Here is a 16,416-nt window from a genome sequence, read left to right as displayed (position 1 = left end):
CTGCCCTGTGACTGGAGTCGCAGCGTTTTCCGTTAGTAAGGGTTTTGTCCAGATGCGTAAATCTATGAGCCCCGTCGCGGTTAACAACCTCACAAAAACCCTACAATTTCAGACAGTACATATTGGCTAAGGAGCAGTGATATGCGTGTTACTGGTTTAACCCCGCAAGATCTCAAGGCTTATGGTATTCACGACGTCCAGGAAATCGTCTACAACCCCGATTACGATACGCTGTATCAGGAAGAGCTCAATCCAGCACTGGAAGGATACGAGCGAGGTGTGTTGACTAACCTTGGTGCTATCGCCGTCGATACCGGTATCTTTACCGGTCGTTCGCCGAAAGATAAATACATCGTCCGAGACGAGACCACCCGCGACACACTGTGGTGGGCTGATAAAGGCAAAGGGAAGAACGATAACAAACCGCTCTCTCCGGAAACCTGGCAGCATCTGAAAGGGCTCGTTACCCATCAACTTTCCGGCAAGCGTCTGTTTATCGTTGATGCTTTCTGCGGCGCTAACGCCGACACTCGCCTTTCCGTGCGGTTTATCACTGAAGTGGCCTGGCAGGCGCATTTCGTGAAAAACATGTTTATTCGTCCTGACGACAAAGAGCTGCAGGATTTCACCCCTGACTTCATCGTGATGAACGGGGCGAAATGCACGAACCCACAGTGGAAAGAGCAGGGTCTTAACTCCGAGAACTTCATCGCCTTCAACCTGACCGAGCGTATTCAGCTGATCGGCGGTACCTGGTACGGCGGCGAAATGAAGAAAGGGATGTTCTCGGTGATGAACTACCTGCTGCCGCTGCGCGGTATCGCCTCCATGCACTGTTCGGCAAACGTCGGTGAAAAAGGGGATGTGGCGGTGTTCTTCGGCCTGTCCGGCACCGGTAAAACCACCCTTTCTACCGATCCGAAACGTCGTCTGATTGGCGATGACGAGCACGGCTGGGATGATGACGGCGTGTTTAACTTCGAAGGGGGCTGCTACGCGAAGACCATTCGCCTGTCTGAAGAAGCGGAGCCAGATATCTTCCATGCCATCCGCCGCGATGCGCTGCTGGAAAACGTCACCGTGCGTGCCGATGGAACGATCGACTTCGACGATGCTTCGAAAACCGAAAACACCCGCGTGTCTTACCCTATCTACCACATCGACAACATCGTGAAGCCGGTGTCAAAAGCGGGCCACGCGACGAAGGTGATTTTCCTGACGGCAGATGCGTTCGGCGTGTTGCCTCCAGTGTCCCGCCTGACCGCCAGCCAGACGCAGTACCACTTCCTGTCTGGTTTTACCGCCAAACTGGCCGGTACCGAGCGCGGCGTGACGGAGCCAACGCCAACCTTCTCCGCCTGCTTCGGCGCAGCGTTCCTGTCGCTGCACCCGACGCAGTACGCGGAAGTGCTGGTCAAACGCATGCAGGCGTCCGGTGCACAGGCGTACCTGGTGAATACCGGCTGGAACGGCACCGGCAAACGTATCTCCATCAAAGATACCCGCGCCATTATCGACGCCATTCTGGATGGTTCACTCGATAACGCCGAAACCTTCACGCTGCCGATGTTTGATCTGGCAATCCCGACGGCGCTGCCGGGCGTAGAGACCCGTATTCTCGACCCACGCAATACCTACGGTTCACCGGAGCAGTGGAGTGAGAAAGCAGAATCGCTGGCGAAACTGTTTATTGAGAACTTCGAGAAGTATACCGATACCCCGGCAGGTGAAGCGCTGGTGAGTGCGGGTCCGAAGCTGTAACAGCTGACACGACCTGCAAAAAAAAGGGTGGCTTTTGCCACCCTTTTTTAACTCTCTCTCACCTGCCCGCGCGTCACCGGCACCGGTAACCATGCGCGAATGCTTAAACCGCCCCGCTCACTGGTCCCAATCTCCAGCAAGCCGTTATGGTTATCTACAATACGCTGCACAATCGCCAGGCCTAAGCCGGTTCCGCTGGTACTGCGCGCGCTATCGCCCCGCACAAACGGCTGGAACAGATGCTTACGCTGCTCTGGCTTAATGCCCGGACCGTCATCTTCCACCTGGAACCAGGCGCGGTTGAGCTCAGACCCGCTGCTGACTTTAATCCAGCCATTGCCATAACGGGCCGCGTTAACCACCATATTGGCCACCGCACGTTTAATGGAAAGCGGGTGCATCCGCACCTGAATTTCACCGGCCTGCAGGTCGGTATCGATTTCCCGCTCGTAGCCGCTTTCCGCCGCGACCACTTCACCGAGTACCGCATTCAGATCGGCCATCTCCATCGGCATCTCCTGCCCGGTACGCAGGTAGTCAATGAACTGCTCGATGATGGCGTTACACTCTTCGATGTCCTTGTTAATGGACTCCGCAAGATAACCATCCTCTTCGCCCATCATCTCCGTCGCCAGACGGATACGCGTGAGCGGCGTGCGCAGGTCATGACTCACGCCCGCCATCAGCAGCGTACGGTCGTCTGCCAGTTGCTTCACGCCGGCCGCCATATGGTTAAAGGCCCGCGTCACGGAACGCACTTCTGAGGCGCCGTACTCACGCAGTGGCGGAGGAATAATCCCTTTACCGACCTGCAGCGCAGCGTGCTCCAGGTCGACCAGCGGTCGGTTCTGTATACGAATAAACAGCCACGCGCCGCCTATCGCCAGCAGCATAATGGCAAGGGTGTAGCGGAACAGCGGTGAGAAGTCACCCTGGTGAATTTCGGTCAGCGGGACGCGCACCCAGATATTGGGTGACAGCCAGGTTTTCAGCCAGACGACCGGCGAGCTTTTGTTGACCTCAACACGCACTTCCGTCGGGCCACCTAACTGCTGCGCCATCTGCTGGCTGAGGAACTCATAATGCTGCGCCCAGCGCAGGCCAGCGTCTTCTGCCGCTTCGTTGGAGTAAAGCGAAATACCCAGCTCACGGTAGATTTCACGGCGAAACGCCGGGGGAACAACTAACTGCGTGCCGTCCTCCAGTTGCAGTTTATCGGTCATCAGCATACGCACTTCGTATGCCAGAACCTTATTGAACTGCTGGAGGCTCGGCAGGATCGCAAAGTTCAGCACCACCAGATAGGTTGTCACCAGGCTGACGAACAGCAGGGTGACAATCAGTAACAGCGTACGGGCAAATGAGCTTCGCGGAGAGAAGCGCATTCGCCTCATGCTTTAGCGCCGTCCGGGACAAACACGTAGCCCAGACCCCATACGGTCTGAATATAACGAGGATGCGCCGGATCTTCTTCCACCATGCGGCGCAGACGGGAGATCTGCACGTCAATGGAACGTTCCATTGCGGAGTATTCACGGCCGCGCGCCAGGTTCATCAGCTTGTCACGTGAAAGCGGCTCACGCGGGTGGCTGACCAGCGCTTTCAGCACCGCGAACTCACCGCTGGTGAGCGGCATAGGTTCATCTTCACGGAACATCTCACGGGTACCGAGATTCAGCTTGAACTTACCAAACGCAATCACCGCTTCTTCCTGCGACGGTGCGCCAGGCAGTTCGTTCGCCTGACGGCGCAGCACGGCGCGAATACGGGCCAGCAGTTCACGCGGGTTGAACGGTTTTGGAATGTAGTCGTCAGCGCCGATTTCCAGACCAACGATGCGGTCAACCTCTTCCCCTTTCGCCGTCACCATGATGATCGGCATAGGGTTGCTCTGGCTACGCAGACGGCGGCAGATGGAAAGCCCGTCTTCACCAGGCAGCATCAGGTCGAGTACCATAAGATGGAATGATTCGCGGGTCAGCAGACGGTCCATCTGCTCAGCGTTGGCCACGCTACGAACCTGGAAGCCCTGCTCGGTCAGATAACGCTCAAGCAGCGCACGCAGGCGCATGTCGTCATCCACGACCAGAATTTTGTAGTTCTCTTGCATTGTGTGTACTCCCAAAGGTTCGGATAGTCTAATAACAGCGTATTCTAAAAAAGTGCACGTGTTCGACCAGCTAATTCTGGTATAAATTCTAGTCGAAATTGTTACAAAGCATATTTAACAGCAGCTTATCTGCACATTTCATCACATAAATCATTATTAACGTTGTCTGTTAGACTACGTGATACGTAATGTGCGCAAAGAATGCAATGATGTCGAGTCTTAAGGTCACCCCATGAAAACGCCCCTGATCACCCGCGAAGGGTATGAGAAACTCAAAAAAGAGATGGATTACCTGTGGCGCGAAGAGCGTCCTGAAGTGACCAAGAAAGTGACCTGGGCCGCAAGCCTGGGCGATCGCAGTGAAAATGCTGACTACCAGTACAACAAAAAACGGTTACGTGAAATCGACCGGCGGGTCCGCTATCTGACCAAATGCCTTGAGAACCTCAAAATAGTGGATTACTCCCCACAGCAGGAAGGCAAAGTGTTTTTCGGCGCGTGGGTCGAGATTGAGAACGACGATGGCGACACCCTGCGTTTTCGTATCGTCGGCTATGACGAAATTTTTGGTCGTAAGGATTACATCTCTATCGACTCACCAATGGCCCGTGCGCTGCTGAAAAAGGAAGTGGGCGATTTGGCCGTCGTGCAGACCCCTGGCGGCGAAGCCAGCTGGTACGTCAACGAAATTACGTACGTTAAATAGTCCGAGAGCGCCCTCCGCGGCTGGCATTTTGCCGTGTCAGCCCGTATAACTATCCCCTGATTTTTTCGACTCAACAGATGATAAAGCCATGATGAAAGATTCGCTCTGCCGCATTATTGCGGGTGAACTTCAGGCCAGAGCCGAACAGGTAGAAGCTGCCGTTCGCCTGCTTGATGAAGGGAACACCGTGCCGTTTATTGCACGTTATCGTAAGGAAGTCACCGGCGGTCTGGATGACACGCAGCTGCGTAACCTGGAGACCCGTCTCGGTTACCTGCGCGAACTGGAAGACCGTCGTCAGGCGATCCTCAAATCCATCGGCGAACAGGGAAAACTGACCAGCGAGCTGGAAACCGCAATCAACGGCACCCTGAGCAAAACCGAACTCGAAGACCTTTATCTGCCGTACAAACCGAAGCGCCGCACCCGTGGACAGATTGCCATTGAGGCAGGCCTGGAGCCGCTGGCCGAACTGCTGTGGAACGAACCGTCCCACGACCCGGAAACCGAAGCCGCGAAGTTTATCGATGCCGATAAAGGGGTCGCAGACACCAAAGCCGCACTCGACGGCGCGCGCTACATTCTGATGGAGCGCTTCTCCGAAGATGCCGCCCTGCTCGCGAAAGTGCGTGACTATCTGTGGAAAAACGCCCACATCGTCTCTACCGTGGTCAGCGGGAAAGAGGAAGAAGGCGCCAAGTTCCGCGATTATTTCGATCATCACGAACCCATCTCTACCACCCCTTCACACCGCGCGCTGGCGATGTTCCGCGGCCGCAACGAAGGCGTGCTCCAGCTCTCCCTGAATGCCGACCCACAGTTTGACGAGCCACCAAAAGAGAGCCACTGCGAGCAGATCATTATCGACCACCTCGGCCTTCGCCTGAACAACGCGCCGGCAGACAGCTGGCGCAAAGGCGTGGTGAGCTGGACGTGGCGCATCAAGGTGTTGATGCACCTCGAAACCGAACTGATGGGCACCGTGCGTGAACGCGCCGAAGACGAAGCAATCAACGTCTTCGCCCGTAACCTGCACGACCTGCTGATGGCCGCACCTGCCGGCCTGCGCGCCACCATGGGGCTCGATCCGGGTCTGCGTACCGGCGTGAAAGTGGCCGTGGTTGACGGTACCGGCAAGCTGGTGGCTACCGACACCATTTATCCGCATACCGGCCAGGCGGCGAAGGCTGCCGTCGTGGTTGCGGCGCTGTGCGAGAAATACAACGTGGAGCTGGTGGCCATCGGCAACGGTACGGCCTCCCGTGAAACCGAGCGTTTCTACCTCGACGTGCAGAAACAGTTCCCGAAAGTCACCGCACAGAAAGTGATTGTCAGCGAGGCGGGCGCTTCCGTCTATTCGGCGTCTGAACTGGCCGCACTGGAGTTCCCGGACCTGGACGTTTCCCTGCGCGGTGCAGTTTCTATCGCCCGTCGTCTGCAGGATCCGCTGGCGGAGCTGGTTAAGATCGACCCGAAATCCATCGGCGTCGGCCAGTATCAGCATGACGTGAGCCAGACTCAGCTGGCCCGTAAGCTGGATGCGGTCGTGGAGGACTGCGTAAACGCCGTCGGCGTTGACCTGAACACGGCCTCTGTTCCCCTGCTGACCCGCGTGGCGGGCTTAACCCGCATGATGGCGCAAAACATCGTTGCCTGGCGTGATGAAAACGGCCAGTTCCAGAACCGCCAGCAGTTGCTGAAGGTGAGCCGTCTGGGGCCAAAAGCGTTTGAGCAGTGCGCGGGCTTCCTGCGCATCAACCACGGCGATAACCCGCTGGATGCCTCAACCGTTCACCCGGAAGCGTACCCGGTAGTGGAACGCATTCTGGCCGCAACCCAGCAGGCGCTGAAAGACCTGATGGGCGACAGCAGCGCGCTGCGTAACCTGAAGGCGGTCGATTTTACCGACGAGCAGTTCGGGGTGCCGACGGTCACGGACATCATCAAAGAGCTGGAAAAACCGGGCCGCGATCCGCGTCCTGAGTTTAAAACCGCGACCTTCGCCGACGGCGTTGAAACCATGAATGACCTGCTTCCAGGCATGGTACTCGAAGGGGCGGTCACTAACGTCACCAACTTTGGCGCGTTTGTCGATATCGGCGTGCACCAGGATGGTCTGGTCCACATCTCTTCCCTTGCCGATAAATTCGTTGAAGATCCGCATACCGTGGTCAAAGCGGGCGACATCGTGAAGGTGAAGGTGATGGAAGTGGATCTGCAGCGTAAGCGTATCGCCCTGACGATGCGTCTGGACGAGCAGCCAGGTGAAACCAATGCGCGCCGCGGCAGTAACGGCGGCGGACGCGAGCAGCAGCGCCCGGCCGCAAAAGCGGCGAAGCCACGCGGACGTGACGCCCAGCCTGCGGGCAACAGCGCCATGATGGATGCGCTGGCGGCAGCAATGGGTAAGAAACGCTAACCGCATAAAAAAGGCCCGGTGATGCGTCACTCACCGGGCCGATATCCCGCCGAAATTAATGGTAAAATATGAAACCGGTTGTATATCTATATTTCAACTATCAGTGATCACACTATTAACAAATAAGCCTTTCCTCTCCCTGCCGCAGAATCCGTAAATATTGAGCAAGGTCAAACAGGCCGTAAATTAATACCGCAAACAACATTCCGTCACAGTTTTATTATTGCTGATAAAAACTATTCTCATTATCATCCCATAGTAGATATTTTAACCTCTCGTGGAATCAGGCATTATGCAATTCACTCCAGACAGTGCATGGAAAATTACCGGTTTTACCCACGAAATTAGCCCGGCCTACCGACAAAAGCTGCTGTCGCTGGGCATGCTGCCCGGCTCGTCATTTCAGGTCGTGCGCGTCGCCCCGTTAGGTGATCCGGTGCATATCGAAACCCGACGCGTAAATCTGGTATTGCGTAAAAAAGATCTCGCATTAATAGAAGTCGAAGCCTTATCCCGATAACAAGCCAGCGGTTTCAGTGAGTCCAGAAAAATGAAAAAATTAACTATTGGCTTAATTGGCAATCCTAATTCCGGCAAGACAACGCTATTTAACCAGCTCACGGGTGCGCGCCAGCGCGTCGGTAACTGGGCTGGCGTAACGGTTGAACGTAAAGAAGGCCTGTTCTCAACAACAGATCACCAGGTCACGCTGGTTGACCTACCCGGCACGTACTCCTTAACCACGATCTCCTCGCAAACTTCGCTCGATGAGCAGATTGCCTGCCACTATATTCTTAGCGGCGACGCGGATCTGCTCATCAACGTGGTTGATGCCTCAAACCTTGAGCGTAACCTCTACCTGACGCTGCAGCTGCTGGAGCTGGGCATTCCCTGCATCGTGGCGCTCAACATGCTCGACATTGCAGAGAAACAGAAACTGCGTATCGACGTCGATGCCCTCTCCGCACGGCTGGGGTGCCCGGTCGTTCCGCTGGTGTCGACGCGCGCCCGCGGTATTGATGCCCTGAAACTGGCTATCGATCGTCACGCGGGCAATCGTAACGTTGAGCTGGTGCACTACGCCCAGCCGCTCCTGCGCGAAGCGGATCTGCTGGCGCAAGAGATGGACAAAAGCATGCCCGCAAAACAGCGCCTGTGGCTCGGCCTGCAAATGCTGGAAGGGGATATCTACAGCCGCGCCTATGCTGGTCATGCGGCAGATAAACTGGACGTGGTCCTCGCCCGTCTGAGCGACGAGCTGGATGACCCGGCCCTGCATATCGCTGATGCTCGCTATCAGGCCATCGCCGCGATTTGCGACGTGGTCAGTAACGCCCTGACGGCGGAACCGAGCCGCTTCACCGCGGCCGTGGATAAGGTTGTGCTTAACCGCTTCCTCGGTTTGCCGGTCTTCTTGCTGGTGATGTACCTGATGTTCTTGCTCGCCATTAACATTGGTGGCGCACTCCAGCCGATTTTCGATGCCGGTTCCGTTGCTATCTTTGTTCATGGCATTCAGTGGGTGGGTTACACCCTGCATTTCCCGGAATGGCTGACCATCTTCCTTGCCCAGGGGATTGGCGGTGGTATCAACACCGTACTGCCTCTGGTGCCGCAAATCGGCATGATGTATCTGTTCCTCTCCTTCCTTGAGGATTCCGGTTACATGGCGCGCGCCGCCTTCGTCATGGATCGCCTGATGCAGGCGCTCGGTCTGCCAGGCAAATCCTTCGTGCCGCTGATCGTGGGCTTCGGCTGTAACGTGCCCTCGGTTATGGGTGCCCGTACGCTGGATGCACCGCGTGAGCGTCTGATGACCATTATGATGGCACCGTTTATGTCCTGCGGTGCGCGACTGGCTATCTTCGCGGTCTTTGCCGCGGCCTTCTTTGGGCAGCAGGGGGCGCTGGCGGTCTTCTCGCTGTACGTGCTGGGTATCGTCATGGCCATTCTCACGGGGCTGATGCTGAAACACACCATCATGCGCGGCGAAGCGTCGCCGTTCGTTATGGAACTGCCGGTCTACCACGTCCCCCATCTTAAAAGCCTGGTGATCCAGACCTGGCAGCGCCTGAAAGGCTTCGTCCTGCGTGCCGGTAAAGTGATTGTTATCGTGAGTATTTTCCTGAGCGCGCTGAACAGCTTCACCCTGAGCGGACAGGCTGCGGATAACATCAACGACTCCGCCCTCGCCTCCGTCAGCCGCGTCATAACCCCGGTCTTCAAACCGATCGGCGTCCATGACGATAACTGGCAGGCGACCGTCGGTCTGTTCACCGGTGCGATGGCGAAAGAGGTGGTCGTCGGGACCCTGAATACGCTCTACACCGCGGAGAACATCCAGGAGCAAGCGTTCAATCCGGCAGAGTTTCATCTCGGTAACGAACTGCTGGGCGCCGTCGAAGAGACATGGCAGAGCCTGAAAGACACCTTCAGCCTGAGCGTGCTGGCGAACCCTATCGAGGCCAGTAAAGGTGACGGCGAAATGGCAACGGGTGCCATGGGCGTGATGAGCGAGAAATTTGGCAGCGCCTCTGCGGCCTACAGCTACCTCATCTTTGTTCTGCTCTATATTCCGTGCATCTCCGTCATGGGCGCGATTGCCCGCGAGTCCAGCCGTGGCTGGATGGGCTTCTCCATTCTGTGGGGGCTCAACATCGCGTACTCGCTGGCGACGCTCTTTTATCAGACCGTTAACTTTAGCCAGCACCCGCGTTATAGCCTGGTGTGCATCCTGGCGGTTGTGCTGTTTAACGTGCTCGTTCTCGGCCTGCTACGCCGGGCACGCAGCCGGGTTGATATCAACCTGCTGGCAAACCGCAAAACGGCTGCCACCTGTTGCAACAGCCCGGCGGGCGACTGTCACTAAGGGGTAAGCCATGGCATCGTTGATTCAGGTACGTGATCTGCTGGCGTTACAAGGGCGAATGGAGGCGAAACAGCTGAGCCTCACCCTGCATACGCCACAGCCGATGATCGATGCCATGCTGGAAAGACTGGAAGCCATGGGAAAAGCGGTGCGTATTCAGGAAGAGGCGGAGGGCTGCCTGTCCGGCAGTTGTAAAAGCTGCCCGGAAGGAAAAGCCTGCCTCAGAGAGTGGTGGGCACTGCGCGCATAAAGCCGGGCATCGCTGCCCGGCATTAACGTATTACTTATAGACGTCCGCCGTTGCGCGCACGTTTTTGGTCTGTTTTTCGGCACTGGTGACGACGTAGTACTTCCCACCCAGCTCATCCGCTTTCTTAGACAGCTCTCTTTTGGCGTCCATCGGCGCGGTCGTGTCAGACGTAGAAATCTCACCAACTTTGGTCAGATTCATCCCGGCAACTTTATCTTTTTCCAGCTCTTGTGCCGCAAAGGCGCCAAATGAAAGTGACCCAATAACCAGAGAAGTGACGATACCTGTAACAAGTTTCATAGCCTGACTCTCCATAGGATTGTTGTTTTGATTATCGTAGGCAGAACAACCGCAACGACATCTGGAGTATGGTTGCGGTGTGAAACTTTTTCCAGGCTGGATAGAAAATAATCAGTCTAAACGTTGACTTAACGCAACGAGCGCTGAACAAAACTCCGCCGGATGAGAGATAAACGGCGCATGCGCGGCTTTGTTTATCACCAGAGACTCACTTTGTGGCCAGAGTGAATCCAGCACTGGAACCACTTTACGCGGCACCAGCCCGTCGAGGTAGCCGTAGATACGCAGGTGCGGCATCGCCAGCGCGGCCAGCGGCTCACGCAAATCGACGGTTTTGAGGATCTCAAGCCCCCCGTTAAGCACCTCAACGTCCGGCATCGGCAGGGAAAGCACGGTCTGCTTCAGCGCTCTGGCATCCTGACGCGCGGTGTCGGTTCCCATTGTCTGCAGGGCCAGGAAACGCTCAACGGTCCGCTGGAAGTCTTCGCTCAGCTGTTTCTGGAACCCGGCCAGCACATCCGGTTTTATGCCCGGCCAGTCGTCCTGCGCACTGAAGCACGGTGACGAGGCTACCGTGACCAGCGCACGCACGCGCTCGGGATGGGTCAAGGCAATCTGGCTCGCCACCAGCCCACCCAGGCTCCAGCCCAGCCAGATGGCGTGTTGCGGCGCAGCGTCCAGCACCTGCTGCGCCATCTCCTCAACCGACATTGCCCCAAAGCCGCGACTGCGGCCAAAGCCCGGTAAATCCACCAGATGCAGGGTAAATTGCGAGGTGAGTTCCCCGGTTATGCAATTCCATACTTCGGCATTCAGGCCCCATCCGTGCAGCAGCACAAGATGGCAATTTCCCGTCCCTACGGTCTGCCACCACAGCGTCTTCATCAGTTACTGTTCTCTTTTTTCACATGGAGGTTGCACATGTTAACAGTGCCTGGCTTGTGCTGGCTATGCCGGATGCCGCTTGCCCTCAGCACATGGGGCGTCTGCTCCGTTTGCACCCGCTCGCTGAAAAGGCAGGCGATGACGTGTCCGCAGTGTGGGCTAAATGCCACCGGCCGGGACGTTCCCTGCGGCCGCTGCCTAAAAAAAGCGCCGCCGTGGTGTGCCCTGGTGGCTGTGGATGATTATGTTGCGCCGTTAAGCGGCCTTATTCATGCGCTGAAGTTTGCCGGCCAGAGTGTGCTGGCGCGTCCCCTCGCCCGCCTGTTACTGCTGGCCGTTTTACAGGCGCGACGCACCCGCGGCCTGCCGAACATCGACATGGTGGTCAACGTGCCTTTATACCGTCGCCGACACTGGCGACGCGGCTACAACCAAAGTGACCTGCTCTGCCGCCCGCTCGCGCGATGGCTCGGTTGCCGGTACGACGCCCGTGCGCTCAAACGCGTCCATAATACGGCTATCCAGCATCAGCTCACGGCCCGGCTTCGCAAAATGAACCTCAAAAATGCCTTTCGTCTTGAATTCCCGGTCAAAGGCCTCCATATCGCGATTGTGGATGATGTCGTCACCACAGGCAGTACCGTTGCTGAACTTTCCCGACTGCTTTTGCAAAGCGGCGCCGCGTCGGTTCAGGTATGGTGTCTGTGCCGTACCTTGTAGCCCTTCTTCAATGGGCGTATGATTATACCCAGGTAATTTAGTCAACTATTAGGCCAAAGCTATGATCCGTATTTCCGATTCTGCACAAGCGCACTTTGCCAAACTGCTGGCAAATCAGGAAGAAGGGACGCAGATCCGCGTGTTTGTGATCAATCCAGGCACTCCGAATGCAGAATGTGGTGTCTCTTATTGTCCTCCGGACGCAGTGGAAGCGACTGACACTGCCCTTAAATTTGAACAGCTCACGGCTTACGTTGATGAGCTGAGCGCACCGTATCTTGAAGATGCGGAGATCGATTTCGTCACCGATCAGCTGGGTTCTCAGCTGACCCTGAAAGCGCCAAACGCCAAAATGCGTAAAGTGTCTGACGATGCCCCACTGATGGAGCGCGTCGAGTACCTGCTGCAGTCTCAGATCAACCCGCAGCTGGCGGGCCACGGCGGGCGTGTTTCCCTGATGGAAATCACTGAAGACGGCCTGGCGATCCTGCAGTTCGGCGGCGGCTGTAACGGTTGTTCAATGGTTGATGTCACGCTGAAAGAAGGGATCGAGAAGCAGCTGCTGAACGAATTCCCGGAACTGAAAGGTGTGCGCGATCTGACCGAACACCAGCGCGGCGAGCACTCTTACTACTAAGCGTCCGCCTGCTTTTGCCCGGTGGCGCTATGCTTACCGGGCCTGCTTTCCCCTCCCTGCCTTGCCTCCCCATATGTTGACCTGCGTCTCATAATTCAAATTTAGCCCCCCAGGGTGATTCTCAACCACGACATGTTACCCGTATCATTCTCGTGGGCACTAAGCACCTTCATAACAGCCGACTAAACTTAATAGTTTCCAAGGCAACAGTATTAGTGCCGTTAACACTCTGTTCCCAGTTGGGACAATCGGAATTTGTCGTTGAAACAATGACGTTACCCATAACAATTCAAAGGCCAGGTAAATCATGCCATTAGTCATCGTTGCTATCGGTGTTGTGTTATTACTGCTCTTGATGATCCGGTTCAAAATGAACGGGTTTATCGCTCTGGTTCTGGTGGCACTTGCAGTCGGTCTGATGCAAGGGATGCCGCTGGTGAAAGTCATCAGCTCCATTAAAGCCGGTGTCGGCGGCACGCTCGGTAGCCTGGCACTGATCATGGGCTTTGGCGCTATGCTCGGCAAAATGCTGGCGGACTGTGGGGGCGCCCAGCGTATTGCCACCACGCTGATTGCCAAATTTGGTAAGAAGAATATTCAGTGGGCGGTCGTGTTAACCGGGTTTACCGTCGGTTTCGCACTGTTCTATGAAGTGGGCTTCGTGCTGATGCTGCCACTGGTGTTCACCATCGCAGCGGCAGCGAACATTCCACTGCTGTATGTCGGTGTACCGATGGCCGCCGCGCTATCCGTTACGCACGGTTTCCTGCCACCACACCCGGGTCCAACCGCGATCGCCACCATCTTCCATGCCGATATGGGTAAAACCCTGCTGTTCGGTACGATTCTGGCAATCCCGACGGTGATCCTGGCCGGCCCGGTTTATGCCCGCTTCCTGAAAGGGATTGATAAGCCTATCCCGGAAGGTCTGTACAGCGCGAAAACCTTCACGGAAGAAGAGATGCCTGGTTTTGGCGTCAGCGTCTGGACCTCTCTGGTACCGGTCATCCTGATGGCGATGCGTGCCGTGGCGGAAATGATCTTGCCAAAAGGCCACCCGTTCCTGTCCGTTGCCGAATTCCTGGGCGACCCGGTGATGGCGACGCTGATTGCGGTGCTGATTGCGATGTTCACCTTCGGCCTGAACCGTGGTCGTTCAATGGATCAGATTAACGACACCCTGACCTCTTCCATCAAAATCATTGCCATGATGCTGCTGATTATCGGTGGTGGCGGTGCGTTCAAGCAGGTGCTGGTCGACAGCGGCGTGGATAAATACATCGCGGCCATGATGCATGAAACCAATGTATCACCGCTGCTGATGGCGTGGTCTATCGCTGCGGTGCTGCGTATCGCGCTCGGCTCTGCAACCGTTGCAGCAATCACCGCCGGTGGTATCGTTGCGCCGCTGATTGCGACGACGGGCGTGAGCCCTGAGCTGATGGTTATCGCGGTAGGTTCCGGTAGCGTGATTTTCTCTCACGTGAACGATCCGGGCTTCTGGCTGTTCAAGGAATATTTCAACCTGACTATCGGTGAAACCATCAAGTCCTGGTCTGCACTGGAAACCATTATTTCGGTATGTGGTCTGGTCGGGGTTCTGCTGTTGAACATGGTTATCTGATATCAAAAAGCCGGGTAGCTTGCGCTTACCCGGCTTTCTTCTCTCTGTGAGACTACCGCGTTTTACCCACCGCTTTTCTGCGCTTATCCAAATCCTTAATCAGCCTGTTCACCCCGTCATCGGCAAACATCTTCTCAAGCGTGATGGACAATTTGCGACGCCAGTTCTTGTACTGATAGCTGGTACCCGGAATGTTCACCGGCTCCGCCATATCAATCCAGTCTTCCGGCTGCAGACCCAGCAGGGCACTGTTGCTGTCGGCGATATAGCGCTGCAATCCGCGGTTGAGCGTAGGCGTCATCGACATCAGTGATGCCTTATGCCCGGCGCGTTTCGGCAGGCAACCATGCTTGTGTAACGCATCAAGCAACCCTTGCTTCGCCAGTTCGCGATCCTGATACAGCCCACGTAAGACCTCTTCATCCGGATACAGGCCCAGCGTTTTACCGAGCGTCAGATCGCCGCTTTCCCAATAGCCACGAAGCGTAGGAAGGTCATGCGTCGTCGCGACTGCCATTGACTGTTCAGGGTACGCTTTCGGCGCGCGGAAGGTTTTCTCATGGTCGTTTTCAAAATAGAGCACTTTATAGGAGTAAACACCGCTGTCGCGGAGCTTACTGACAATCTCAACCGGCACGGTACCGAGATCTTCGCCGATCACCATGCACTGATGACGTTTACTCTCCAGCGCCAGGATCGAGAGCAGATCGTCAACCGGATACTGTACATACGCGCCGTGGTCAGCCGTTTCACCATAAGGGATCCACCACAGACGCAGAACGGACATCACGTGGTCAATTCGCAGCGCGCCGCAGTTTTGCATGTTGGCGCGCAGCAGGTCGATAAACGGCTCGTAAGCCCGCGCAGCCATGACGTGTGGATCCATCGGCGGCAAGCCCCAGTTCTGGCCGAGCGGGCCAAGAATATCCGGCGGTGCGCCCACGGAGGCCTTCAGGCAATAAAGCTCGCGGTCACACCAGGTTTCCGCCCCGCCTTCTGCCACGCCAACGGCCAGATCGCGGTACAGGCCGATCGGCATTTTATAGCCCTGGCTCACCTGCCAGCAGGCGGCAAACTGGCTGTAAGCCAGCCACTGCAGCCAGAGGAAGAAATCCACCTCGTCAGCATATTTTTTGCAGAACGCCTGCACTTCGGGCGTATCGACAGATTGATACGCTTCCGGCCATACCGGCCAGCCCCAGCGCATTTCGTCCTCTTTTACCTGATAAGCGTGCAATGCATCGTACGCCGCCTGCCAGTAAAGGCTCTCGCCTTCCTGGGCCACAAACTGGCGGAAAGCCGACATCTGCTCGTCATCACGCTGCGAAAAACCTTTCCACGCCAGACGTAACGCGGCCATTTTCAGTGCGGTGACGGTGGCATAGTCTACCCAGTCCGTCTCGCGCGCCTGCTTCAGCGCCTGCTGAGTGGTCGTGAGGTTCCACCACGCCTGCGCCTCTTTGCTGCTTTTGAAATCGTCTAAGGCATTCACGTCAATGTAAATCACGTTCAGCCAGCGACGGGATGACGGGCTGTACGGACTGGCACTTTCCGGGTTCGCCGGATAGAGCGCATGAATGGGGTTGAGGCCGATAAACGCACCGCCGCGCTCGCCCACATCCGCCAGCATCTTTTTCAGGTCGCCAAAATCGCCGATACCCCAGTTGCTGTCAGAGCGCAGCGTGTAGAGCTGCACGCAGGCCCCCCACAGCTTTTTACCCTCGAGCAACGCCTGCGGCTCATAGCAGCGTTTTGGCGCAACAATCACCCGACAATGAAAACGCTGGTCGTCCTGCGTGAGGGTTAACGTGTGATAGCCCTCCGGCAGTTTTGCCGGAAGGTTAAGCGCTTTGCCACCGGTGGCGTGGCCTTTGTGCTGTTGCCCCTCTTCGGTCGTGAGCAGCCAGCTAAATTCGCCGCGCCCGTTTACCGTTAGCGGCATCTTTTTACCGGCGGTAAACACCTTCACGTTCGGCACCGGAGCAACCGACGCTTTCGCGTCGGTCTTGTGCATGGCATCCAGCAAACGTCTTTTGGTGTCGGCGCCAATAGACTGTGGTTTGCCGTGAGCATTAATGTAACTGAGGCTGATCCCCGCCGCCTGCGCGGCACTGTCCAGACGTTTACTCTCCATC

At 56.4% G+C, this 16,416-nt stretch carries 14 protein-coding genes; 9 read left to right on the top strand and 5 right to left on the bottom strand.

Translation table 11 applies throughout. The annotated features are described in order from the left end of the window. The first annotated feature begins 141 nt into the window (after nucleotides 1–141). Nucleotides 142–1,761 (top strand): phosphoenolpyruvate carboxykinase (ATP), encoded by a 1,620-nt coding sequence (pckA, locus tag QMG44_RS19525; RefSeq protein WP_086532968.1) that lies wholly within the window; start codon nucleotides 142–144, stop codon nucleotides 1,759–1,761. Nucleotides 1,762–1,808: 47 nt separating this feature from the next. Here pckA and envZ read toward each other — a convergent pair whose 3' ends face one another. After that, nucleotides 1,809–3,155: a two-component system sensor histidine kinase EnvZ gene (gene envZ, locus QMG44_RS19520; protein ID WP_014171962.1), complete on the bottom strand. Its 1,347-nt coding sequence runs from the start codon at nucleotides 3,153–3,155 to the stop codon at nucleotides 1,809–1,811. Beyond that, nucleotides 3,152–3,871 carry a two-component system response regulator OmpR gene (gene ompR, locus QMG44_RS19515; protein WP_006177890.1) on the bottom strand — a complete coding sequence of 240 codons (720 nt, stop codon included), beginning with the start codon at nucleotides 3,869–3,871 and terminating at the stop codon, nucleotides 3,152–3,154. Before ompR ends, envZ begins: the two co-directional genes overlap by 4 nt. Before the next feature lie 232 nt (nucleotides 3,872–4,103). Here ompR and greB point away from each other — a divergent pair, with 232 nt between their 5' ends. From greB to feoC, 5 genes are all read left to right on the top strand, one after another. After that, nucleotides 4,104–4,577: a transcription elongation factor GreB gene (gene greB, locus QMG44_RS19510; protein WP_014171964.1), complete on the top strand. Its 474-nt coding sequence runs from the start codon at nucleotides 4,104–4,106 to the stop codon at nucleotides 4,575–4,577. Between the two features lie 88 nt (nucleotides 4,578–4,665). After that, on the top strand, nucleotides 4,666–6,996 hold the full coding sequence (locus QMG44_RS19505; RefSeq protein ID WP_025202857.1) for a Tex family protein: 2,331 nt from the start codon (nucleotides 4,666–4,668) through the stop codon (nucleotides 6,994–6,996). 292 nt (nucleotides 6,997–7,288) lie between these two features. Then, nucleotides 7,289–7,516 (top strand): ferrous iron transporter A, encoded by a 228-nt coding sequence (feoA, locus tag QMG44_RS19500; RefSeq protein WP_020884570.1) that lies wholly within the window; start codon nucleotides 7,289–7,291, stop codon nucleotides 7,514–7,516. 30 nt (nucleotides 7,517–7,546) lie between these two features. After that, nucleotides 7,547–9,865, top strand: coding sequence for a Fe(2+) transporter permease subunit FeoB (gene feoB / locus QMG44_RS19495; protein ID WP_014171967.1), 2,319 nt, complete (start codon nucleotides 7,547–7,549; stop codon nucleotides 9,863–9,865). Nucleotides 9,866–9,875: 10 nt separating this feature from the next. Beyond that, nucleotides 9,876–10,115, top strand: a complete 240-nt coding sequence (gene feoC / locus QMG44_RS19490) for a [Fe-S]-dependent transcriptional repressor FeoC (RefSeq protein ID WP_014171968.1) — start codon at nucleotides 9,876–9,878, stop codon at nucleotides 10,113–10,115. A 30-nt stretch (nucleotides 10,116–10,145) separates the two neighbouring features. On the opposite strand, the gene QMG44_RS19485 is transcribed toward feoC, so the two are convergent. After that, nucleotides 10,146–10,415 carry a YdgH/BhsA/McbA-like domain containing protein gene (locus tag QMG44_RS19485; RefSeq protein ID WP_020884569.1) on the bottom strand — a complete coding sequence of 90 codons (270 nt, stop codon included), beginning with the start codon at nucleotides 10,413–10,415 and terminating at the stop codon, nucleotides 10,146–10,148. Nucleotides 10,416–10,526: 111 nt separating this feature from the next. Beyond that, complete coding sequence (bioH, locus tag QMG44_RS19480; RefSeq protein WP_044867735.1) at nucleotides 10,527–11,300, bottom strand: pimeloyl-ACP methyl ester esterase BioH; 774 nt, start codon at nucleotides 11,298–11,300, stop codon at nucleotides 10,527–10,529. A gap of 36 nt (nucleotides 11,301–11,336) precedes the next feature. On the opposite strand from bioH, the gene gntX reads away from it, so the two are divergent. From gntX to gntT, 3 genes are all read left to right on the top strand, one after another. After that, a complete protein-coding gene (gntX, locus tag QMG44_RS19475; RefSeq protein WP_086532969.1) occupies nucleotides 11,337–12,020 on the top strand; it encodes a DNA utilization protein GntX in 684 nt (227 codons plus the stop codon). 61 nt (nucleotides 12,021–12,081) lie between these two features. Then, the gene (gene nfuA, locus QMG44_RS19470) at nucleotides 12,082–12,657 is read left to right on the top strand and encodes a Fe-S biogenesis protein NfuA (protein ID WP_003861601.1); all 576 of its coding nucleotides are present in this window, start codon (nucleotides 12,082–12,084) and stop codon (nucleotides 12,655–12,657) included. Between the two features lie 307 nt (nucleotides 12,658–12,964). After that, nucleotides 12,965–14,281 (top strand): gluconate transporter, encoded by a 1,317-nt coding sequence (gene gntT / locus QMG44_RS19465; protein ID WP_014171973.1) that lies wholly within the window; start codon nucleotides 12,965–12,967, stop codon nucleotides 14,279–14,281. Nucleotides 14,282–14,333: 52 nt separating this feature from the next. On the opposite strand, the gene malQ is transcribed toward gntT, so the two are convergent. Continuing rightward, nucleotides 14,334–16,415: a 4-alpha-glucanotransferase gene (gene malQ, locus QMG44_RS19460; protein ID WP_086532970.1), complete on the bottom strand. Its 2,082-nt coding sequence runs from the start codon at nucleotides 16,413–16,415 to the stop codon at nucleotides 14,334–14,336. Nucleotide 16,416 lies beyond the last annotated feature (1 nt).

Source organism: Enterobacter sp. 200527-13, assembly GCF_027924865.1.
Taxonomy (GTDB): Bacteria; Pseudomonadota; Gammaproteobacteria; order Enterobacterales; family Enterobacteriaceae; genus Enterobacter; species Enterobacter ludwigii.
The sequence above is the reverse complement of the archived record's forward strand: the minus strand, read 5'-3'. Positions and strand labels throughout refer to the sequence as shown.

Bases quoted from the DNA above. Each gene is read 5' to 3' on its own strand.
- feoC (WP_014171968.1), top strand. From the start codon at position 9,876: ATGGCATCGTTGATTCAGGTACGTGATCTGCTGGCGTTACAAGGGCGA.
- pckA (WP_086532968.1), top strand. From the start codon at position 142: ATGCGTGTTACTGGTTTAACCCCGCAAGATCTCAAGGCTTATGGTATT.
- gntX (WP_086532969.1), top strand. From the start codon at position 11,337: ATGTTAACAGTGCCTGGCTTGTGCTGGCTATGCCGGATGCCGCTTGCC.
- QMG44_RS19505 (WP_025202857.1), top strand. From the start codon at position 4,666: ATGATGAAAGATTCGCTCTGCCGCATTATTGCGGGTGAACTTCAGGCC.
- feoA (WP_020884570.1), top strand. From the start codon at position 7,289: ATGCAATTCACTCCAGACAGTGCATGGAAAATTACCGGTTTTACCCAC.
- nfuA (WP_003861601.1), top strand. From the start codon at position 12,082: ATGATCCGTATTTCCGATTCTGCACAAGCGCACTTTGCCAAACTGCTG.
- QMG44_RS19485 (WP_020884569.1), bottom strand. From the start codon at position 10,415: ATGAAACTTGTTACAGGTATCGTCACTTCTCTGGTTATTGGGTCACTT.
- bioH (WP_044867735.1), bottom strand. From the start codon at position 11,300: ATGAAGACGCTGTGGTGGCAGACCGTAGGGACGGGAAATTGCCATCTT.
- feoB (WP_014171967.1), top strand. From the start codon at position 7,547: ATGAAAAAATTAACTATTGGCTTAATTGGCAATCCTAATTCCGGCAAG.
- malQ (WP_086532970.1), bottom strand. From the start codon at position 16,415: ATGGAGAGTAAACGTCTGGACAGTGCCGCGCAGGCGGCGGGGATCAGC.
- greB (WP_014171964.1), top strand. From the start codon at position 4,104: ATGAAAACGCCCCTGATCACCCGCGAAGGGTATGAGAAACTCAAAAAA.
- gntT (WP_014171973.1), top strand. From the start codon at position 12,965: ATGCCATTAGTCATCGTTGCTATCGGTGTTGTGTTATTACTGCTCTTG.
- envZ (WP_014171962.1), bottom strand. From the start codon at position 3,155: ATGAGGCGAATGCGCTTCTCTCCGCGAAGCTCATTTGCCCGTACGCTG.
- ompR (WP_006177890.1), bottom strand. From the start codon at position 3,871: ATGCAAGAGAACTACAAAATTCTGGTCGTGGATGACGACATGCGCCTG.